This window comes from Variovorax sp. 278MFTsu5.1, from assembly GCF_048305045.1.
In the GTDB taxonomy this organism is placed as follows: Bacteria; Pseudomonadota; Gammaproteobacteria; order Burkholderiales; family Burkholderiaceae_C; genus Variovorax; species Variovorax guangxiensis.
Genome location: NZ_CP157622.1, coordinates 2,352,910 through 2,368,536 on the forward strand (window position 1 = coordinate 2,352,910; position 15,627 = coordinate 2,368,536).

17 protein-coding genes are annotated in these 15,627 nt (G+C 68.3%); 4 read left to right on the top strand and 13 right to left on the bottom strand.

Features of this window, described 5'->3' with window-relative positions; genetic code table 11:
* Positions 1 to 179: 179 nt before the first annotated feature.
* From ABL844_RS10580 to ABL844_RS10620, 9 genes are all read right to left on the bottom strand, one after another.
* Complete coding sequence (locus ABL844_RS10580; protein ID WP_126024150.1) at positions 180 to 962, bottom strand: amino acid ABC transporter ATP-binding protein; 783 nt, start codon at positions 960 to 962, stop codon at positions 180 to 182.
* A complete protein-coding gene (locus ABL844_RS10585) occupies positions 946 to 1,599 on the bottom strand; it encodes an amino acid ABC transporter permease (protein WP_019654918.1) in 654 nt (217 codons plus the stop codon). The genes ABL844_RS10580 and ABL844_RS10585 overlap by 17 nt, the downstream gene beginning before the upstream one ends.
* A 24-nt stretch (positions 1,600 to 1,623) precedes the next feature.
* Complete coding sequence (locus ABL844_RS10590) at positions 1,624 to 2,286, bottom strand: amino acid ABC transporter permease (RefSeq protein WP_126024151.1); 663 nt, start codon at positions 2,284 to 2,286, stop codon at positions 1,624 to 1,626.
* Between the two features lie 119 nt (positions 2,287 to 2,405).
* Positions 2,406 to 3,206 carry a transporter substrate-binding domain-containing protein gene (locus tag ABL844_RS10595; protein ID WP_126024152.1) on the bottom strand — a complete coding sequence of 267 codons (801 nt, stop codon included), beginning with the start codon at positions 3,204 to 3,206 and terminating at the stop codon, positions 2,406 to 2,408.
* Positions 3,203 to 3,967 (bottom strand): GntR family transcriptional regulator, encoded by a 765-nt coding sequence (locus ABL844_RS10600; RefSeq protein WP_184636185.1) that lies wholly within the window; start codon positions 3,965 to 3,967, stop codon positions 3,203 to 3,205. The genes ABL844_RS10595 and ABL844_RS10600 overlap by 4 nt, the downstream gene beginning before the upstream one ends.
* Positions 3,968 to 4,066: 99 nt before the next feature.
* Positions 4,067 to 5,407 carry an MFS transporter gene (locus tag ABL844_RS10605; protein ID WP_418131215.1) on the bottom strand — a complete coding sequence of 447 codons (1,341 nt, stop codon included), beginning with the start codon at positions 5,405 to 5,407 and terminating at the stop codon, positions 4,067 to 4,069.
* A 34-nt stretch (positions 5,408 to 5,441) separates the two neighbouring features.
* Positions 5,442 to 6,515 (bottom strand): hypothetical protein, encoded by a 1,074-nt coding sequence (locus ABL844_RS10610; RefSeq protein ID WP_418131216.1) that lies wholly within the window; start codon positions 6,513 to 6,515, stop codon positions 5,442 to 5,444.
* A gap of 42 nt (positions 6,516 to 6,557) precedes the next feature.
* Complete coding sequence (locus ABL844_RS10615; RefSeq protein WP_418131217.1) at positions 6,558 to 7,331, bottom strand: SDR family NAD(P)-dependent oxidoreductase; 774 nt, start codon at positions 7,329 to 7,331, stop codon at positions 6,558 to 6,560.
* Entirely contained in the window at positions 7,328 to 7,846 is a 519-nt protein-coding gene (locus tag ABL844_RS10620; RefSeq protein ID WP_418131218.1) for an ester cyclase, read from the bottom strand. The genes ABL844_RS10615 and ABL844_RS10620 overlap by 4 nt, the downstream gene beginning before the upstream one ends.
* A 141-nt stretch (positions 7,847 to 7,987) precedes the next feature.
* Between ABL844_RS10620 and ABL844_RS10625 the strand changes: the two genes are divergently transcribed.
* Positions 7,988 to 8,722, top strand: a complete 735-nt coding sequence (locus ABL844_RS10625) for a Crp/Fnr family transcriptional regulator (protein WP_184636195.1) — start codon at positions 7,988 to 7,990, stop codon at positions 8,720 to 8,722.
* Between the two features lie 15 nt (positions 8,723 to 8,737).
* Here ABL844_RS10625 and ABL844_RS10630 read toward each other — a convergent pair whose 3' ends face one another.
* Together ABL844_RS10630 and ABL844_RS10635 are read right to left on the bottom strand one after the other, a co-directional pair.
* A complete protein-coding gene (locus tag ABL844_RS10630) occupies positions 8,738 to 9,706 on the bottom strand; it encodes a Bug family tripartite tricarboxylate transporter substrate binding protein (protein WP_418131219.1) in 969 nt (322 codons plus the stop codon).
* A 45-nt stretch (positions 9,707 to 9,751) separates the two neighbouring features.
* Complete coding sequence (locus ABL844_RS10635; RefSeq protein ID WP_184636200.1) at positions 9,752 to 10,192, bottom strand: OsmC family protein; 441 nt, start codon at positions 10,190 to 10,192, stop codon at positions 9,752 to 9,754.
* A 226-nt stretch (positions 10,193 to 10,418) separates the two neighbouring features.
* Here ABL844_RS10635 and ABL844_RS10640 point away from each other — a divergent pair, with 226 nt between their 5' ends.
* Positions 10,419 to 12,116 (top strand): long-chain fatty acid--CoA ligase, encoded by a 1,698-nt coding sequence (locus ABL844_RS10640; protein WP_418131220.1) that lies wholly within the window; start codon positions 10,419 to 10,421, stop codon positions 12,114 to 12,116.
* Positions 12,117 to 12,134: 18 nt separating this feature from the next.
* Here ABL844_RS10640 and ABL844_RS10645 read toward each other — a convergent pair whose 3' ends face one another.
* A complete protein-coding gene (locus ABL844_RS10645; RefSeq protein ID WP_126024158.1) occupies positions 12,135 to 12,617 on the bottom strand; it encodes a tetratricopeptide repeat protein in 483 nt (160 codons plus the stop codon).
* A 141-nt stretch (positions 12,618 to 12,758) separates the two neighbouring features.
* On the opposite strand from ABL844_RS10645, the gene ABL844_RS10650 reads away from it, so the two are divergent.
* Complete coding sequence (locus ABL844_RS10650) at positions 12,759 to 13,313, top strand: thermonuclease family protein (RefSeq protein ID WP_418119810.1); 555 nt, start codon at positions 12,759 to 12,761, stop codon at positions 13,311 to 13,313.
* Between the two features lie 96 nt (positions 13,314 to 13,409).
* Entirely contained in the window at positions 13,410 to 15,353 is a 1,944-nt protein-coding gene (locus tag ABL844_RS10655; protein WP_418131221.1) for a PhoX family protein, read from the top strand.
* Between the two features lie 21 nt (positions 15,354 to 15,374).
* Here ABL844_RS10655 and ABL844_RS10660 read toward each other — a convergent pair whose 3' ends face one another.
* Positions 15,375 to 15,623 carry a hypothetical protein gene (locus ABL844_RS10660; RefSeq protein WP_418131222.1) on the bottom strand — a complete coding sequence of 83 codons (249 nt, stop codon included), beginning with the start codon at positions 15,621 to 15,623 and terminating at the stop codon, positions 15,375 to 15,377.
* Positions 15,624 to 15,627: the final 4 nt, after the last annotated feature.

Genomic DNA, 15,627 nt, shown 5'->3' on the forward strand with positions numbered 1-15,627 from the left:
AAGGGTGGAAGAAAGATGCCCCAGGAAACGAAAAACCCGCCTCGTGGGGCGGGTTGCATGGCGTGTACCTGTTGTCGTTCGAAGTGCCGCGCGCTAACCCACCGTCTTCCGGATGGGTCGAATAGTGGACGCGGTACGCAGGCAGGCCATGGGCCGAGGATAACCCGGCCGGTTTCGATTCAGTCGTGCAGCGAAGACAGGAACTGCTTCAGCTCCGCCGTCCGCGGATTGCCGAACAGCTCCGCCGGAGGCCCCATCTCGTGCACGCGGCCCTGGTGCATGAAGATCACGCGGTCGCTGACCTTGCGCGCGAAGCTCATCTCGTGCGTGACCATCAGCAGCGTCATGCCCTCGTCGGCCAGCGATTCCACCACGCGCAGCACCTCGCCCACCAGCTCGGGGTCGAGCGCGGACGTGATCTCGTCGCACAGCAGCACGGCCGGCTCCATCGCCAGCGCGCGGGCGATGGCCACGCGCTGCTGCTGGCCGCCGGAGAGCTGGTCGGGCATGGCATCGAACTTCTCGGCCAGGCCCACGCGAGCGAGCAGCTTGCGCGCCTGCGAGGCGGCTTCGAGGCTGGTGCGCTTCTTCACCAGCGTGGGCGCGAGCATCACGTTCTTGCCGACCGTGAGGTGCGGAAACAGGTTGAAGCCCTGGAAGATCATGCCCACGCGCTGGCGCAGCTCGCGCATGGCCATGGCGCTCTCGTGCAGCAACGGTTTGCCGTCCACCGTGAGCGAGCCTTCCTGGAACACCTCCAGCCCATTGATGCAGCGAAGCAGCGTGCTCTTGCCCGAGCCGCTCTTGCCGATGATGGCGATCACCTCGCCGCGCTTCACTTCGAGGTCGATGCCCTTGAGCACCTCGTTGGTGCCGTACGACTTGCGCAGCGCCGTGATGCGCACGATGGGCGAGCCTGCCACGGTGGCGGGTTGTTGTTGGGGTTCAAGCACGGCGGCCATGGGATTTCCTCTCGAGGTTCTTGGCGTACAGGCTCACCGGGAAGCACAGCACGAAATAAAGCAGGGCCACGCAGCTGAACACCACGAAGGGCTTGAAGGTGGCGTTCGAAATCATGCTGCCGGCCTTGGTGAGTTCGACGAAGCCGATCACCGACGCCAGCGCGGTGCCCTTGATCACCTGCACCAGGAAGCCCACCGTGGGCGCGATGGCGATCTTCACCGCCTGCGGCAGGATCACGTGGCGCAGCTGCTCGCCGAAGCTCAGCGCGAGGCTGCCCGAGGCCTCCCACTGGCCCTTCGGTATCGAGGCCACGCAACCGCGCCAGATCTCGGTGAGGAAAGCGCTGGTGTAGAGCGTGAGTGCCACGCTGGCGGCGGTCCACGCCGAGACGTCCACGCCGAAGAGCGCAATGCCGAAGTAGGCCAGGAAGAGCTGCATCAGCAGCGGCGTGCCCTGGAAGAGCTGCACGTAAAGGCCCACGGCCCGGCCGATCGCCTTGCCGCCGCGCAGCCGCAAAAAGAGCAGCAGCGCACCCACGATGCCGCCGCCGATGAAGGCGATGAGCGAGAGCACGACAGTCCAGCGCAGTGCCAGCAGCAGGTTGCGCAGGATGTCCCAAAGTGAAAAGTCAGCCATGGTGGTGAAAGTGCCCGTGTTCGCTCAGCGTCCGAAGAAGAACTTCGGCCCTGCCCAGTCGAGCAGCCGCCGCAGCGCCACCGACAGCGCCAGGTAGATCAGCGTGGCGACGATGAAGGCCTCGAAGGCCCGGAAGTTGCGGCTCTGGATAAGGTTGGCCGCGTAGCTCAGCTCCTCGGTGGAGATCTGCCCGCACACGGCAGAGCCCAGCATCACGATGACGATCTGGCTCACCATCGCGGGCCACACCTTCTTGAGCGCCGGCGGCAGCACCACGCGCAGGAACACCTGCGACTTGCTGAGCGCCAGGCTCACGGCCGCCTCGATCTGCCCCTTGGGCGTGGCCTCGATGCCGGCGCGGATGATCTCGGTGGAGTAGGCGCCCAGGTTCAGCACCATCGCGATCACCGAGGCCACCTCCGGCGTGAGCTTGACGCCCGCGGCCGGCAGCCCGAAGAAGATGAAGAACAGCTGCACGATGAAGGGCGTGTTGCGGATCAGCTCCACGTACGTGCCCACGATGGCGCGCAGCCACTTCGGGCCGTCGGCGCGCGCCCAGGCGCAGAAGGTGCCCACGATCATGCCCAGCACGGTGCCGACGGCGGTCAGGCCGATGGTCCACGCCACGCCGCGCAGCAGCAGCGGCCACTCGGAGAGCACCGCAGCAAAGTCAAACTCGATGTTCATAAGTCAGTCTTCTCTTCGTGGAACGCCGCGGAACCGGCTTTGCCGGGCCGCAGGCGTTGCCCCCGGCGAGGGGGTGTGCGCAGCGACACGAAGTGCGCGAAGCATGGGGGAGTGCTTGTTCAGACAGGGAGGTCGCCAGCGGCCTTGCCGAGCCACTTCTTGGACATGGCGTCGAGCGTGCCGTCCTTCTTGGCGGCCGCGATGATCTCGTTGACCTTGGTCTTCAGCGCGGTCTCGCCCTTGGCCACGCCGACGAAGCAGGGGCTGTCCTTCAGCAGCAGCTTGAACTCGGCGCTGACCTTCGGATTCTTGGCGAGCATGTCGCCGGCCACGGCGGCGCTGGTCGCGATGGTCTGCGTCTGGCCGGCCACGAAGGCGGCGATGGTTGCGTTGTTGTCCTCGAAGCGGCGGTAGTCGACGTTCGGCGGCGCCACCTTGTTCAGCTCCTGGTCTTCCATCGCGCCGCGCGTCACGGCCACGGTCTTGCCGGCCATGTCGGCGAAGCTGGTGAGCTTCATGCTCTTGGCGGCGTACACGGCCTGGAAGAAGGGCGCGTAGGCCGACGAGAAGTCGATCACCTTCTCGCGCTCGGGGTTCTTGCCCAGCGTGGAGATCACCAGGTCTGCCTTCCTGGTCTGCAGGTACGGGATGCGGTTGGCGCTGGTCACGGGCACCAGCTCGACCTTCACGCCGAGCTTGGCGGCGATCAGCTCTGCCATCTCCACGTCGAGGCCCTGGGGCTTCATGTTCTTGTCGACCGAGCCGTAGGGCGGGTAGTCGGTGGGCACTGCGATCTTGATGGTCTTGGCCTTGAGCACGTTGTCGAGCGCGTTCTGGGCATAGGCGCCGCCGGCCGAGGCGAGCATGGCGGCGGAAGCGAGCGCGAGGGCGATGCGGCGCTTGGAAGCAGAGAAAGTCATAGCAGGGCTCCTAGGTAAGTCGAAGAATCGGAATCGGGTGGTGCGCCGGGTTTGCGGCCCTTGCCTTTGGGCGTGGCCGTGTTCTGCAACGGCGCCAGCGCGTCGCGCAACTGCGCCAGCGGATCGGTGGGCGCCTGCACGCGCAGGGCCGACTGCACCGTACCGATGTGCTCGGCCATCAGCGCCTCGGCGGCGGCGTGGTCGCCGCGCTCCAGCGCCGCGACGATGCGCACGTGGTCTTCGCAGGACTGCACCGCGTCGTGCGTGGACTGGTACAGCATCGCGATCAGCGTGGTGCGCGCCGTGTAGTCGCGCAGCGTGTCCGCCAGCAGCGTGTTGCCCAGGCACTCGGCCAGGCAGACATGGAAATCGCCCAGCAGGAAGCTGCGGTTGCCGACGTCGCTCTCTTTCAGTGCGGCCTTTTCACGCTGCAGGTGCGCTTTCAGTTGGCGCAGGGCGGTCTTCTCGATCTTGCCGGCGGTACCCGCGCTGCGGATGAGGCCGAGCTCGATCACCCGCCGCGCCTCGAAGGCCTCGCGCGCCTCGTCCTGCGAAGGCTCGATGACGAACCAGCCGCGACGCGCGCTCACCGTGACGATGCCGCGCGCCGCCAGCCGCGTGAGCGCCTCGCGCACGATGGTGCGGCTGCAGTCGAACAGCATCGCCAACTGCTGCTCGCCCAGGCGAGAACCCGGCGCGAGCTTCTGCGCCATCACCGCCTCGACGATGCGTGCACTGATTTCGGATGCGGAAATGGCCATAGGCCTGCATACCAGCAGCTTCTGTGCCAACTGGTATGCAAGATTTGCGCACCTGAATGGAGCATGCCCCCGCACGGAGGCCCGGCGCGGTGCGCCGATTCAGTGCCGGCCGCGCCCCAGCGCGCTGGCCGGCAGCGCCACAAGCATGAGCAGTGCCGACAGCACCAGCGCCCCGCTCAGCACGTAGAGGCTGGCGGTGAAGCCGCCGGTGAGCGTCTTGAGCCAGCCGACCATCATCGGCGCCACCAGCCCCGCGCTGCCGCCGATGGTGCTGATGAGCGCGATGCCAGCCGCCGCCGCGCTCTTCGACATGAAGTTGCCCGGCACCGCCCACAGCACGGTGAAAGCCGCCGAGATGCCCATGGCCGCCAGCGAGAGACACAGCACGGCGGCGATGGCGTCGTGCATGAAGAGCGTGGTGAGCGCCAGCCCGGCCGCGCCCACGACCGCGCTGAGCGCGAAGTGCCAGCGGCGCTCCTTGCTGCGGTCGGAATGCCGGCCCACGACGATGTTCGCCGCGATGCCCGCCACCGCCGGGATCACCGAGTAGAAGCCGATCTGCAGCACGCTCAGCCCCATCGACTTCAGGATCGTGGGCTGCCAGAACGACAACGCGTAGATGCCCAGGATGATGAGGAAGGACATGAAGCCGATCAGCCAGACCCGGCCGTCGCGCATGGCCGCGCCGAAGGTGTGGCGCTCGGCGGCGCCGTGCGCGGCCTGGTCCTCGGCCAGCAGGCGGGCCACGCGCTGCTTCTCGGCGGCGCTGAGCCAGGCCGCCTGCGCCGGGCTGTTCGACAGCAAGCCGAAAGCCGCGATGCCCAGCAGAACGCTCGGCAGCCCTTCGAGCAGGAAGAGCCACTGCCAGCCGCGCAGCGACAGCACGCCGTCGAGATACGTCATGGTCAGCCCCGCGATCGGCCCGGCCACGATGGGCGCCGCGCCGAAGGCCATGAAGAAGAGCGCCGTGGCCTGCGCGCGGCGGTGCGAGGGGAACCACAGCGTCAGGTAGAACAGCACGCCCGGCGCGAAGCCGGCCTCGAACACGCCGATGAGGAAGCGCAGCACGTAGAACTGCGCGGGCGTGGTCGCGAACATCATCGCGGCCGAGGCCAGCCCCCACAGGCCCATGATGCGCAGCAGCGTCGCGCGCACGCCGATCTTCGCGAGCATCAGGTTGCTCGGAATCTCGAACACCGCGTAGCCGATGAAGAAGATGCCCGCGCCCAGGCCGAACACCGCGTCGCTGAAGCCGAGCTGCTCCTTCATCTGCAGCTGCGCATAGCCCACGTTGGTGCGGTCCAGGTAGTTCAGCACGTAGCAGGCGCACAGCAGCGGCATCAGGCGCCAGGTGATCTTGCGGAAGAGGGCGGCGTCCTCGCGCGCGGTGGCGCCCGGGGAGGTGCTTGCCTGCGCCCCGGCCAGGGTGGCTGTGTTCATCGTCTGTCTCCTCGTTGTCGTTGTCGTTGTTGGGTCAGGCCGTCACCGGCGTTCCGAAGCTGGTCTCGCCCCAGAGAAAGCTGGCCGGTGCGCCCGGAAAGAGCCAGTGCGGCGTGCATTCGGCCGACGGCACCACGTTGCTGAAGCCGTGCGAGGAAGATGTGCCCGCGAGCGTCTTCTCCAGCACCATCGACAGGTACTGGTCGTTGCTGCTCTCCTGCGTGTTGCCGTTGAGGATCACCTCCGCACCGGTGGCCTGCGCGTAGCGGCGGATGCCGTTGTGCCGCGACTGCAGCGGCGCCCAGCTGTCGGCCGACACACCGTTCTCGCTGCTCACCCGCAGGCCGTCGGCGGCGCGGTAGACCAGCGAATGGTTGCCCTCGGTGTGGCCCGGCGTGTGCACCAGCGCCAGCCCGCGTCCGAGCTGGATGCTGCCGTCGAAGGCCACGATGCGATCGGCCGGAATGCCGTCGAGCCCGTGCGGGCAGTACCACTCGGCCTGCACCGGCATCAGGCCCTGCACGCTCGCGAGTTCCTGGCGGTGCACCAGCAGCCTCGCGTTCGGCAGCAGGCCCGGCGTGCCGTCGCTGCCCAGCCAGCGGCGCACGTCCTGCGTGTGCAGGTGGTCGTAGGTGATGTAGTCGACCTGCTCCGGCGCCACGCCGCAGCTCGCCAGCGCCTGCGGCACGGTCTGGTAGACCGGCGCGATGGCCTTGTGCAGGAACTTCGGCGTCTGCGCGGCCAGGCGCTTGAAGTAGGGCGTCTCGTTGCCGGCCTCGAAGTCGGCCGGGGTGAACAGCAGCGTGCGCAGCCGGCCCTCGAAGTCGTCGTACTGCACGAGCACCATGCGCGCCAGCAGATGCACCATGTGCGGCTTGAGCAGCTGCTGCGAATACACGCCGGTGAAGGCGAACCAGGCTGGGTAGGGAATGCGCAGCAGGTTGAAGCTGCGCGCGAAGCGTACCGGCGGTGCGTCGAGCAGGCGCTCGCGCAGGCCCTCGGCGGCACGGCGGACGGCGCGCAGGCGGTCTTGAGGCATGGCGGCGTTGTGCGCGCCGTCGAAATCCGCGAGCTGCGCGAGGCCGGAGGGTTCGGGGTCTCGGATCATGGGGGCTCCTTGTCTCTCTTGAAGGAAGCGGGCAGGGCACGCTCAGTACATCGAGCGCCCGCCCGAGATGTCGAACACCGCGCCGGTGCTGAAGGAACAGTCATCCGACGCAAGCCATGCGGCCATGGCCGCCACCTCGTCGACCTCGACGAAGCGCCCCATCGGCACGCGCGAGAGCAGGGCGGTGCGAAGCTGCTCGCGGTGCTCCGCGGGCACGGCCGCGAACACGTCGGTGTCGGCCGCGGAGGGCGTGATGCAGTTCACCAGCACGCCGGACGAGGCCATCTCCTTGCCCAGCGACTTGGTGAGTGCGATGAGCCCGGCCTTCGAGGCGGAGTAGGCGGCGTTGAAGCCGTTGCCCTCCTTGCCCGCGACCGAGGCGATGTTGACGATGCGGCCGCGGCGCCGGGCGAGCATCGCCGGCGCCACCGCTCGGCAGCACAGCCATGCGCCCGTCAGGTTGATGTCGAGCACGATGCGCCATTGCGCGGGCGTGTGCTCCCAGGCCGGCACGGTCGGGCCGAGCACGCCCGTGTTGTTGACGAGGATGTCGGTGCCGCCGAAGCGCTCGCTCGACTGCGAGGCCGCGTGTGCGATCTGCTCTTCGTCGCGCACGTCGACCACAGCCGATGTGGCGGTGCCGAGCGGTTCGAGCTTGCGCAAGGCATCCGCCAGCACCGATGCGTCGAGATCCCACAGCGCGACGCTCGCACCCGCCGCCATGAGCCGCCGCGCGATCGCCAGCCCGATGCCGCGCGCCCCGCCGGTCACGATGGCGTGCCGGCCCGCGAGCGCATCGCCGCGCAGCGCGCTCATGCCGAGGCGGTCTCGGGTGCGCGTGCGGCGGCGGGCTGGCCCAGCAGGCCGCCAACCAGCGCGCCGACGTGCTCGGCCGGCACGCCCGCCAGCAGCTGCCGCAGCATCGTCAGCGTGTCGAAGTACACGCGCTCGCACACCAGCCGGTCGCCCTCGAAGATGAAGAAGGCGTTCATGCGGCAGCGGAAGCTGTTGCCCGTGGGCGGCAGGCCCTTCAGCGGGCCCTTGTGGGTGCCCAGCAGCCAGAACTCGACGACCACCGAATCGTCGGCGTGGCGCAGCTTGATGATCTCGTGGCGCTGGTCGGGAAATGCGCGGCGCGTGTCGACGTAGTACTGGCGCACCTCGGCGATGCCGTCGTGCACCTCGCCGCTGGGAACCAGCTCGTAGTGCGGATGCGGGAAGGTGCCGAGCACCGCGTCGAAGTCCTGCCGGGTCTCGTCGGCGAAGTGGTCGAGCACGAGGCGCTCGCGGCGGGCCTGGAGTGCTGTGCGTGGGGTGCTGTCGTCGTTCATCGGGGTGTGCTCCATGTGACAGGAAAGCTGCTGACATCGGGTTGGCGCGAATGCGCCTGCCCGGGCTCGCTGCGTACTATCGGCACGCCCCTGAAACAAGACTGTCCGGTGTTGGCAATCGCCGCTACGGACAAACCCGCGATGCCACGCACGCCCCCTTCATCGACCGGCACGGCGCCGGACTCTGCACAGCCATCGCCGGTGCACAACGGCGACATGCGGCTGGCCGAGGACGTGCAGCGGCGCCTGCTCGAAGTGGCGCACCGGCGCACGCTGGCGCGCGGCGAATCGCTCTTCCACAAGGGCTCGTCGCCCGATGCGCTCTTCGGCGTGGTTTCAGGATCGCTGCGTGTGAGCGTGGTGGCGCCGGGCGGGCGCGAGGCCGTCATCGCGATGCTCGAACCCGGCCACTGGTTCGGCGAGGTGTCGCTGCTGGTGGGGCGCGAGCGCGTCTACGACACCTGCGCGGTCGACACCACCGAGATGGCGGTGGTCGCGGCGGCCGATTTCCACCGGCTCGTGGCCGAGCATCCCGACGTGCACATGGCCTTCACCCGGCTGGTGTGCCTGCGGCTGCGCCAGGCGCTGGCGTGGATCGACGACGTGATCCTGATGCCGCTGCCGGTTCGGCTCGCGCACCGGCTGCTCACGCTGGACGCGCGCGCGGAGGGCGTGAATGAGGGCACGGGCAAGGGCGGCGGCACGCTGCTGGGCGTGTCGCAGGAAGACCTGTCGTTCATGCTCGGCGTGTCGCGCCAGAGCGTGAACCGGCAGCTCAAGCTCTGGGAGGAAGACGGCACGCTGCGCGTGCGCTACCGCGCCATCGAGCTGCTGGACCGCGCGCGGCTCGAGCGGCACGCGGCCACGCCGCCCTGAGCCGCGCCGGTCGGGTCAGTCCATCCGCGCGCCGGAGGCCTTCACCGCCTTCTCCCAGCGCGGCGTTTCCGTCGCGAGGAAGCGCGCGAAGTCGTCGCTGCCCAGGAAGGCCGGGTCGGCGCCCTGGCTCACCATGCGTTCGCGCACCTCGGGGTTGTTGAGCACCAGCTTGAAGGCGTCGCTGAGCTTGGCGACCACGTCTTTAGGCGTGTCCTTCGGCGCGAGGAAGCCGTAGAAGCCCACCACCTCGAAGCCCTTGACGCCCGATTCGATGACGGTCGGGATGTCGGGCAGGGCGGGGTTGCGCTCGCGGCTGGTCACGGCCAGGGCACGCACCTTGCCCTGCTTGTGATAGTTGGCCGCCTGCGGGATCGACTCGGCCATGAACTGCACCTGCCCGCCCATCAGGTCGGTGAAGGCCGGCGCGCTGCCGCGGTAGGGGATGTGCACCATGAAGATGCCCGTGGCGGTCTTGAACATCTCGGGCACCAGATGGCTGATGCCGCCGTTGCCGGCCGAGCCGTAGTTGACCTGGCCGGGCCGCGCCTTGGCGTAGTCGATGAACTGCTTCAGGTTCTGCACCGGCAGCCTGGGCGTGACCAGCAGCGCCAGCGGCTGCATCGCGGTGCGCGCGATGGGCACGAAGTCGCGCTGCGTGTTGTAGGGCAGCTTGCTGTAGAGCGCGCCGTTGATCACCGCCACGCCGGTGTTGGCCAGCATCAGCGTGTAGCCGTCGGCCGGACTCTTGGCGACCGCGTCGGCACCCACCGAGCCGCCCGCGCCGGGCTTGTAGTCGACGATCAGCGGCTGGCCCAGCACGGCCTGCAGCTTGTCGGTGAGCAGGCGCGCATGCTGGTCGAGCGGGCCGCCGGCCGGGAAGCCGATGACGATCTTGATCGGCTTGTCGGGAAAGGCGGCCGTTGCCGCCGTGGCGCCGAGGCCGAGGGAAATGGCCGCGAGCGCGGCGCGAAAGGGCTTGTTCATGATCCGTCTCCTGTTCTTGTGAGGAGACGATCATAGGCAGCCCGCTCAGCCGGCCAGCGTCGCCTTCAGCGTGATCTCGGGCACGCTCGCCAGCGCCTTCGACAGCGGGCAGCCGGCCTTGGCGGCGGCCGCGATCTCCTGGAACTTCGCCTCGTCGAGGTTCGGCACGCTGGCGTCGAGTTCGAGCTGGATGCGGTCGATCTTGAAGCCCGCGCCATCCTTGGCCAGGCGCACGGCGGCCCGGGTGTCGATCTTCGTGGCCGTCAGGCCTTCTCTTTCCAGCGCGAACGCGAAAGCCATCGTCAGGCAGGCAGCATGGGCCGCGCCGACGATCTCCTCGGGGTTGGTGCCGCGCTTGTCGTCCTCGAAGCGGCTGGCGAAGCCGTAGGGGTAGTCCTTCAGGGCGCCGGTCTCGGTGCTGATCAGGCCCTTGCCGGTCTTGCCGGCGCCTTCCCAGTGAACGCTCGCGTGCTTGTCTGCTGCCATGTCGACTCCTTCATTGCGGTGACGGGTTGCGGGTCAGCAGGTATCGCCGAAGCGGGGGCGCTTGTCTGTAGTCGCACATCGCGTCGCATGCCGCGTCAGAAAAATGGGCGTCGCCAAGGTGACGCCCCGGGGGCTTCCCCGATGGGAGCGGCGGGCGCGGCGGCTTAGGCTGGCGCAAAGCTGCTTTCCCTTCCTTCCCTCTTTCCTCCTTCCGCCCGTTTCAACCATGGAACAACGCCCGCACCACAAGTTCTGGCCCAAGCGCCTGCCGCATTCGATCACCGTCCCCGCCACCTCGCTCTGGCACAACCTGGCCACCTCGGCCGCGCGCTACCCCGACAAGCCCGCGCTGGTGTTCTTCGGCCGGGTGACCAGCTACCGCGACTTCGCCGCGCAGGCCGAGAAGCTGGCCGGCACGCTGCACGCGCTGGGCGTGAAGCGCGGCGACCGTGTGATCCTGGACATGCAGAACTGCCCGCAGCTGGTGATCGCGCATTTCGCGATCCTGCGCGCCAACGCGGTGGTGGTGCCGGTCAATCCGATGAACCGGGCCGAGGAGCTCAAGCACTACATCACCGACCCGGACGCCAGGGTGGCCATCATCACCGGCGACCTGGCGCCCGAGCTGGCCAAGGCCAGCAACGCGCTGCCGCCCGGGCAGCGGCTGAGCCACATGATCGTGACCCAGTTCACCGACGCCTTCGATGCCGATGCCTCGGGCGACGACGCCCCGGCGCCCGCCTGGAAGGAATGGCTCACCACCCGCCATCCGCTGCCCGCTCTGGAAGGCGGCAAGGTCATCGCCTGGACCGACGCGCTCGAAGCCGGCCACCCGCCGCCCGAGCACGTGGTGGGCGCGAACGACATGGCGCTGCTGCCCTACACCAGCGGCACCACCGGCCTGCCCAAGGGCTGCGTCCACCACCACTCGAGCCTGATGCACAACGCCTTCGCGGGCCTGATGTGGGGCGGCTCGACCTCCGAGACGGTGGTGCTGGCCGTGGTGCCCATGTTCCACATCACCGGCGTGGTGAGCATGATGCACACGGCCATCCTCGCGGCGGCCACGCTGATCATCATGCCGCGCTGGGACCGCGACGTGGCCGGCCGGCTCATCTCGCGCTGGAAGGTCACGGCCTGGACCAACATCCCGACCATGGTCATCGACCTGATGGCCAGCCCCAACTTCAAGGACTACGACCTGTCGAGCATGAACTACATCGGCGGCGGCGGCGCCGCCATGCCGCAGGCAGTGGCGCAACGCCTGTTCGAGCAGTACGGCCTGAAGTACCAGGAGGGCTACGGCCTCACCGAGACCGCCGCGCCCTCGCACACCAACCCGTCGGACCACCCCAAGCAGCAGTGCCTGGGCATCCCTTTCATGAGCACCGACGCCCGCGTGGTCGACCCCGACACGCTGAAGGAAATGCCCATCGGCGAATCGGGCGAGATCATCATCCACGGGCCAGAGGTGTTCCAGGGCTACTGGAAGCGCCCCGATGCCACTGCGGCAGCTTTCGTCGAATTCGAGGGCAAGCGCTTCTTCCGCTCGGGCGACATGGGCCGCATGGACGAGGATGGCTACTTCTTCATCACCGACCGCCTGAAACGCATGATCAACGCGAGCGGCTTCAAGGTGTGGCCGGCCGAGGTCGAGCTGCTGATGTTCCGCCACCCGGCCATCCAGGAAGCCTGCGTGATCTCGACCAGGGACGACTACCGCGGCGAATCCGTCAAGGCCGTGGTGGTGCTGCGCCCCACCCACAAGGACACCACCGAGCAGCAGATCATCGACTGGTGCCGCGAGAACATGGCCGTCTACAAGATCCCGCGCAAGGTGCAGTTCGTCGATGCGCTGCCCAAGAGCGGGAGCGGGAAGGTGATGTGGCGGCTGCTGCAGGAGGATGAGAACGCGGGGAAGTGAGCTGGAGCCGGGGGCGCGCTACTCCTTGCGCCCCATCGACTTCAACAATCTCCCGGCTTCTTTCTTCCCATCGGGCGTAACCGAAGCCGCCAGCGTCGCCTTCGTCAGGTAGTCGACGACCTTGCGGTGGTTCTTGTGCGGGCCTTCCCAGAGGAAGAGGCGGCCCAGCTCCAGCGCTGCGTCGCCGTCGCCCTGTGCGTAGGCGCGCTCGAACCAGTAGCGGGCCCAGCGGAAATTGCCTTCGTCGCGGTAGCAGATGGCCAGGTTGGCGCAGCCCGCAATGTCGCCTGCCTTGGCCGCCTTGCGATACCAGAGTCGAGCGGCGGCGCTGTCCTGCTTCACGCCGATGCCGTGGTCGAGGAAGTAGCCGACGCTGTTGAGCGCGTGCGTCTCGCCGGCTGCAGCGGCCTTGAGGAACAGCGACAGCGCCTTCTTGTGCGCGCCGGCGTCCCATGCGTCGTTGGCCGCGAAAAACCAGTCGTCCCGGGTGGGTTCCTGCATGTGCGGGTCTCCTTCGAAGCGCCGTTCAGGGAAGAACGCAAGAAAGAAAAAAACTGTGTCCCGATCTTTTCCGGCGTGCGCATCACTTAGCCTCGACCGGACCGGCCATTCTGCCAATCTCCTGGTCCTTCCGGCTCTTTCATGCACTTTCGCGCGCTGCCTTCCAGTCTTCTTGCTCTCGCTCTTCTTGCCTTCCCCCTTCTTTCCCAGGCCGCGCCGCGCAACTGCCTCGTCGTAGGCATCAGCGACGGCGACACGCTCACCGCGCGCTGCGGGCGCATCGGCGCCTACGAGCGCGTGAAGGTGCGCATCGCAGCCATCGACGCGCCCGAGAAGGCCCAGCCCTACGGCCAGCGCAGCAGGCAGGCGCTCGGCGGCATCTGCTTCGGCGAGCAGGCGCTCATCACCGAGGTCGATACCGACCGCTACGGCCGCACCGTGGCCGACGTGAGCTGCAACGGCGAGGACGCCGGCAGCCGCATGGTCTCCGAGGGCTGGGCCTGGGTGTACGACTACAACCGCCTCGCCACCAAGCGCGGCGGCGGCTTGTTCAAGCTGCAGGAACGCGCTCAGGCGCGCCGCGCCGGCCTCTGGGCCGACCCGAAGCCGACGCCGCCATGGGAATGGCGCAAGCACCAGCGCGACGAACAGGCACGGCCGCACTGGGGCGGCGGCCATTGGGGAAACCTTTTCTGAGCCTGCCGGTGCCTGGAGCCCAGGTTGCCAATGTCACGGCAAATTCACGGGATCTCCGGAGCATGGCGGGTTCCCACAATCCCCCGCGACAACAACATGGCCAAAGACTTCGCCCGCATGGAGGCCTCCAATCCCTCCACCAACCCCACGATCCATGAAGTTTCCGACCCCGCCCGGCGTGTGTTCGTGCGCGGCGGCATGGCGGCGGCGGTGGCCGGGCTCTTCGGCCCGCTGGCGGCCGGCACGCTGGCCGGATGCGCCACCACCGGCACCACCGGAGGAAGCGGCAACGTGAGCGGCCTGGGCCGCTCCATCGGCTTCAAGAGCGTGCCCATGGCAGCCGTCGACACCGTGGTCGTGCCCGAGGGCTACAGCACCCAGGTTCTCTACCGCTGGGGCGACCCGACCGGCATCGCGGGCGCCATGCCCGCCTTCAAGACCGACGGTTCCAACACCGCCGAAGAGCAGGCGCTGCAGGCCGGCATGCATCACGACGGCATGGCCTTCTTCCCGATCGAAGGCTCCAACCGCGGACTGCTGGTGCTGAACCACGAATACGTCGACGATGGCCTGCTTCACCCCGACGGCATGAAGACCTGGACGCCCGAGAAGGTGCGCAAGTCGATGAACGCGCACGGCGTGTCGGTCATCGAGCTGCAGCGCGACGGCGCCGGCAAGTGGACCCAGCTCGCGCCCTCGCGCTTCGCGCGCCGCATCACCGCGCTCACCCCGATGACGCTCACCGGCCCCGCCGCCGGCCACGCGATGCTGCGCACCGCCGCCGACCCCTCGGGCACGCAGGTGCTGGGCACCTTCAACAATTGCTCCAACGGCCACACGCCGTGGGGTACCTACCTCACCTGCGAAGAGAACTTCGCCGACTACTTCGAGGGCACCGATACGCCCGACGCCCACCAGAAGCGCTGGGGCATCAAGAAGGGCAACGGCGCCAAGTACCGCTGGCACGAGCACGAGGCGCGCTTCGACGTGTCGAAGCACCCCAACGAATCGAACCGCTACGGCTGGGTGGTCGAGATCGACCCGCAGGACCCCACCTCCACGCCGCGCAAGCGCACCGCGATGGGCCGCGCCGCGCACGAGGGCGCAGCCACCGCGCTCACCAACGACGGCCGCGCCGTCGTCTACATGGGCGAGGACTCGCGCTTCGAATACATCTACAAGTTCGTGAGCCGCGACGAGGTCAAGCCCGGCGGCGCCGCCGCCAACCGCGACCTGCTCGACCACGGCACGCTGTACGTGGCGCGCTTCGACGTGGACGGCACCGGCGAATGGCTGCCGCTCACGCAAGGCAAGGGCGGCCTCGTGGCCGACAAGGGCTTCACGACCCAGGGCGACGTGCTCATCAAGGCTCGCCAGGCCAGCGACCTGCTGGGCGCCACGAAGATGGACCGCCCCGAGTGGACCACGGTGGATCCGCTGACCAAGGAGATCTACTGCACGCTCACCAACAACAGCAACCGCGGCGCCGCCGGCCAGCCCTTCATGGACGCGGCCAACCCGCGCTCCAACAACACGATGGGGCAGATCATCCGCTGGAAGGAAAGCGGCGACCTCGATGCCACCAAGTTCACGTGGAACCACCTCGTGCTCGCGGGCGATCCGAAGCAGAAGCGCTACGAGGCGCAGGGCAACATCAAGGGCGACACCTTCGGCAGCCCCGACGGCCTGATGGTCGACGCGCGCGGCGTGCTGTGGATCGAGACCGACGTGTCGACCTCCACGCTGGGCAAGGGCGAGTACGCCAACCTGCCCAACAACCAGATGCTGGCCTGCGACCCGACCAAGGGCGAGATCCGCCGCTTCCTGCTCGGCCCGGCGGGCTGCGAGATCACCGGCCTCACTGCCACGCCAGACCTGCGCACGCTGTTCATCAACATCCAGCACCCGGGCGAACCGGCCAACGAGCGCAGCGACCCCGACCGCCCGCTCGCCGTGTCGAAGTGGCCCGACGGCGCGGGCCGGCCGCGCTCGGCGACCATCGCCATCACCAAGAACGACGGCGGCGTGATCGGGACTTGAGGCTTGGGGGGCAGGGCGCTGCTAGCAGCTGCCCCAGCAACGCAGCCCCGGCACGAACAGGCCCGCGACGAAGCTGACGGCGCAGAACACCAGCAGGATCAGCGCCGCCATCTTCAGCCCCTCGGCGCTCCAGCGCGGCGCGAAGTTGCTGAAGAAAAAGCCCGAGGCGAAGGTGCCTTCGAGCCGTTCGGCGCCGCCCCAGCGCAGCACCCAGAGGCAGAACAGCGCTTCGGCCGCATGCGCCGCGATCCAGATGAAGAGCGAGAGCATGTGG